The 3,779-nt window shown below is 38.7% G+C and carries 6 protein-coding genes; 2 read left to right on the top strand and 4 right to left on the bottom strand.

What is annotated here, in order from left to right; translation table 11 throughout:
* A partial coding sequence (locus ACTIEV_RS14040; RefSeq protein ID WP_439516701.1) for a HigA family addiction module antitoxin occupies nt 1-424 on the top strand: 424 nt, incomplete at its 5' end.
* Between the two features lie 190 nt (nt 425-614).
* On the opposite strand, the gene ACTIEV_RS14035 is transcribed toward ACTIEV_RS14040, so the two are convergent.
* The 4 genes from ACTIEV_RS14035 to ACTIEV_RS14020 form a co-directional block, all read right to left on the bottom strand.
* Complete coding sequence (locus ACTIEV_RS14035; protein ID WP_322195271.1) at nt 615-782, bottom strand: hypothetical protein; 168 nt, start codon at nt 780-782, stop codon at nt 615-617.
* Nucleotides 769-1,350 (bottom strand): zeta toxin family protein, encoded by a 582-nt coding sequence (locus ACTIEV_RS14030; RefSeq protein WP_322195269.1) that lies wholly within the window; start codon nt 1,348-1,350, stop codon nt 769-771. Before ACTIEV_RS14030 ends, ACTIEV_RS14035 begins: the two co-directional genes overlap by 14 nt.
* A gap of 89 nt (nt 1,351-1,439) precedes the next feature.
* The gene (locus tag ACTIEV_RS14025; RefSeq protein WP_322195267.1) at nt 1,440-2,402 is read right to left on the bottom strand and encodes an electron transfer flavoprotein subunit alpha/FixB family protein; all 963 of its coding nucleotides are present in this window, start codon (nt 2,400-2,402) and stop codon (nt 1,440-1,442) included.
* A gap of 29 nt (nt 2,403-2,431) precedes the next feature.
* A complete protein-coding gene (locus ACTIEV_RS14020) occupies nt 2,432-3,172 on the bottom strand; it encodes an electron transfer flavoprotein subunit beta/FixA family protein (protein ID WP_322195264.1) in 741 nt (246 codons plus the stop codon).
* 266 nt (nt 3,173-3,438) lie between these two features.
* On the opposite strand from ACTIEV_RS14020, the gene ACTIEV_RS14015 reads away from it, so the two are divergent.
* Nucleotides 3,439-3,750 carry a hypothetical protein gene (locus tag ACTIEV_RS14015; protein ID WP_322195262.1) on the top strand — a complete coding sequence of 104 codons (312 nt, stop codon included), beginning with the start codon at nt 3,439-3,441 and terminating at the stop codon, nt 3,748-3,750.
* Nucleotides 3,751-3,779 lie beyond the last annotated feature (29 nt).

Below are 3,779 nucleotides of genomic sequence, written 5' to 3'. Positions count from 1 at the left end.
CTTTGTGGTGGTGATCCAAATACCTTTGAGCAGCTTTTTGGGGCTAATCCTCCTTAATCTTCCGAACACCTGTGGTCAGACGACCAAGAACGGTGAAGAATCGATTATCATTAAACGTACTAATATGGCTAAACTTAAAAATATTCATCCGGGAGAAATTCTTAGTGAAGAATTCTTAATTCCATTGAAAATTTCAGCCTATAGACTTGCAAAAGATATCGAGATTCCGCAAACCCGTATATCTGAAATCATAAAAGGCAATAGAAGAATCACGACAGACACAGCATTAAGGCTAAGTAAGTATTTTGGAACTTCGGCTAAATTTTGGTTGGGTTTACAAGATGATTTTGATATTGAAGAAGAATCAGTAACCAAGAAACTTATATTCAAGTCTATCAAATCATTTTCTTCCCAAGTAGCGTAACTGTGTTTAAAATTGTTAACTAGGTAGCTAGCAATACTTAAATGAAAAAGGATCGGTGATTACCGATCCTTTTTCTATGAATAGATTGAAAACTATTTCGCCTTCAATTTCTTAATCTCCTCCGTCAACTTCGGCACCACTTCAAAAGCATCACCTACAATTCCATAATCAGCAGCTTTAAAGAAGAATATCAATATTTGATATCGGTAGCTTTTATTTTTTTGATTTGACCTTTCTCAGATAATACTATGACACCATTTTGTGCCTTCTTTTGAATTAATAATTTTTCAAAAGATAAAGTCAAACCTTTGCGGATTTTTTCACGTAGCTTCTCAATATCCATTTCATTCTTTTTCATTAGACTGTTGCTTGATGAGTTCCCAAATGAGTATGTCATAAATTTTGGTTTCATTCTCACCTTGACCTTCTGCTATAAAAGTGAAAGGTCTACTAGAATTGTTTATGATTAACCAATAATCACATACTGAAGTAAATTTACTAATTAAATTTTTAATACCGCGAATATACCGGCGCTTAATCGTTTCTTCTGGTATATTATGTCCGCCTTCTCTAACTCTTGTTTTAACGCGTTCTATTGCTAGGGTTACATTGTCTAGCCAAAAAAATAAAAGCGTTATTGAGTAGCCTTTTACTTTTGCCTCTTTGATTGTGTTTAGGTATGATAGTGTTGTTAATGTTGTTTCAAAAGCAAAATCAGAGCGATTATTTAAGAGTTCATCAACTCTTTCAAGCATTAACCTGCCTGCTTGAAATGAGACATTTTCGGGTTGAAAAGGCGAAAGCCCTTTTGCAATTTCATCAGCATTTACAAATTCTTTGCAATCAAGTATTTCAGGAAGAATGGTAAAAGAGGCTGTTGTTTTTCCTGCTCCATTACAACCCGCAATGATGTACAAGTTCGGCACTACTCTAAATTTATAAATAAAGCTAATATTTTTTGTATGATACCTTAGAAATAAAAAGGGATCAACTTTTCTTGATCCCTTTTGAATAATTATTTAGCTTTTAACTTTTTTATCTCCTCCGTTAACTTCGGCACCACTTCAAACGCATCACCTACAATTCCATAATCAGCGGCTTTAAAGAAAGGAGCTTCCGGATCTTTATTGATCACTACAATTACTTTACTGCGATTCACACCGGCAAGGTGTTGAATAGCTCCTGAGATACCGATGGCAATGTACAAGTTCGGTGCTACCTGAACACCGGTTTGTCCAACGTGCTCATGGTGTGGTCTCCAATGTGCATCACCAACAGGTCGGCTACAAGCAGTAGCTGCACCCAATTCTTTGGCAAGGTCTAATAAAATACCCCAGTTCTCCGGACCTTTCAATCCACGTCCACCACTCACTACAATTTCTGCTTCTGTCAATGGAACTTCACCGCTTACTTTATTCACGGCTGTTACTTTCACTTTTGGTGCATCAACAGCGATGGATAATGGATTTACTTCCGCAGTTCCTTCGCCGGCGATGGTGGTATAACTATTCGGATTCAATGAAATCACTTTCACAGCAGAAGTAATGCTTACATTGGCAAATGCTTTTCCGGAGAAAACAGTTTTACGTACTACAAATCCATTGCTAGTATCCGGTAATGCACAAGCTCCTGCTACTAAACCGGCTTTCAGTCTAACAGCTACACGAGCAGCTACCGCTTTACCGGTTTGGTTATGCGAGAATACAACTACAGTAGCACCTGATTGTGTGGCTGCTTCAGCAATCACTTTCGCATACACTTGTGCATCCAGTTGATTCAGTGAGGCATTATTGACTTGGTGTACTTTTTTCACACCATATTTTCCCAATGATGCAAGATCGTCGCTTACGCTACCCAATACCAATGCTTCAGCAGTAGTACCCAATTGCTCTGCAACTTTAACACCATACGTCAAGGCTTCAAAAGAAGCTTTCTTGATATGGCCTTCTGATTGATCTACAAATATTAAAACAGACATGGTCTTTTGTTTGATGGTTAAAAGAAAAATTAGATGGCTTTGGCTTCTTCGTGTAATAATTTCACCAGTTCAGCCACGTTATCCGGACTCACCAGTTTTACACCTGCCTTGGCTGGAGGCATTTCAAAGCTTACGATAGCCGTTAAAGCATCAGCAGCAACAGGCTCCACCACTTTCAATGGTTTGGTACGAGCAGCCATGATACCTCTCATATTCGGAATACGCTGTTCTGCTATACCTTTCTGACAACTTACGACAGCAGGTAATGCTACTTCAGCAATTTCTTCTCCACCTTCAATTTCACGGGTAACAGTAGCCGTAGTTCCGTTCAATTCAAATTTGGTAGCCAATGAAATATAAGGCGCATCGATCATTTCAGCGATCATGCCACCAATGGAAGACCCATTGTAGTCAATGGTCTCTTTTCCGGTGAATACCAGATCATAGCCATCTTTTGCGATGGCAGCAATCTGTGCTGCGATATAATAACTATCACTATTGTCTGTATTGATACGAATGGCTTCATCACCACCCAATGCCAATGCCTTACGGATGATGGGTTCAGTATCTGCACCACCTACCGTTACCAGATGCACGATTGTGGCGGGATCTTTTTCTTTCAATTCAATGGCACGTACCAAAGAATACCACTCATCGTAAGGATTGATGATCCACTGCACCCCATTCTCATCGAATTTGGTATTGCCATCCGTAAAGGCAATTTTCGAAGTGGTGTCCGGTGTCTTGCTTACACAAACTAAAATTTTCATACGTCAATATTGTTTTGCTGAAATTCGTTTAGATAGTTGTTTATGCAACTAATTACAAATATAAGGCAGTTTTGTTTCCGGCAAAGGTTCGGATATTTTTTTTAACAGGAGAAATTTGTTGAGTAGTCCATGGTCGATAGTCCATAGTCTATGGTTGGGAAGAATTTTAGCCATCATAGCTAGGTAATTCAGGTCGTCATTTAGAACAATATTCTGTACCATGGACTATTGACCATGGACTATGGACAATGAACTATCTTTACCCCATGGACCGCATCACAAGAATACAGGCATTTTTAGAGCAGAATCCGAAGGATAGTTTTCTGCGGCATGCTTTGGCATTGGAGTATATTAAGCTGGGACAATTAAACGATGCTAAAACACTTTTTTTAGCGGTATTATCCGATAACCCCGATTATATAGGGTCTTATTATCATTTAGCTAAACTATTGGAAACATTGGAAGAGAGAGATGCTGCCATTCAATGGTATGAAAAAGGCATGGAGACAGCTAAAAAAGCAGGAGACACCCACGCGCTGAATGAGCTCCGAGCAGCTTATGAGGACTTAATTTTTTGATCTTTGATTTTTTGATTTATTGTCTAAAT

This window comes from Sediminibacterium sp., assembly GCF_051861365.1.
Taxonomy (GTDB): Bacteria; Bacteroidota; Bacteroidia; order Chitinophagales; family Chitinophagaceae; genus Sediminibacterium.
This window is presented reverse-complemented; position numbering and strand designations above follow the sequence as displayed.

What these genes read in the sequence shown, in the direction of transcription:
- ACTIEV_RS14035 (WP_322195271.1), bottom strand. Translation starts at nt 782, where the DNA reads ATGAAAAAGAATGAAATGGATATTGAGAAGCTACGTGAAAAAATCCGC.
- ACTIEV_RS14025 (WP_322195267.1), bottom strand. Translation starts at nt 2,402, where the DNA reads ATGTCTGTTTTAATATTTGTAGATCAATCAGAAGGCCATATCAAGAAA.
- ACTIEV_RS14020 (WP_322195264.1), bottom strand. Translation starts at nt 3,172, where the DNA reads ATGAAAATTTTAGTTTGTGTAAGCAAGACACCGGACACCACTTCGAAA.
- ACTIEV_RS14015 (WP_322195262.1), top strand. Translation starts at nt 3,439, where the DNA reads ATGGACCGCATCACAAGAATACAGGCATTTTTAGAGCAGAATCCGAAG.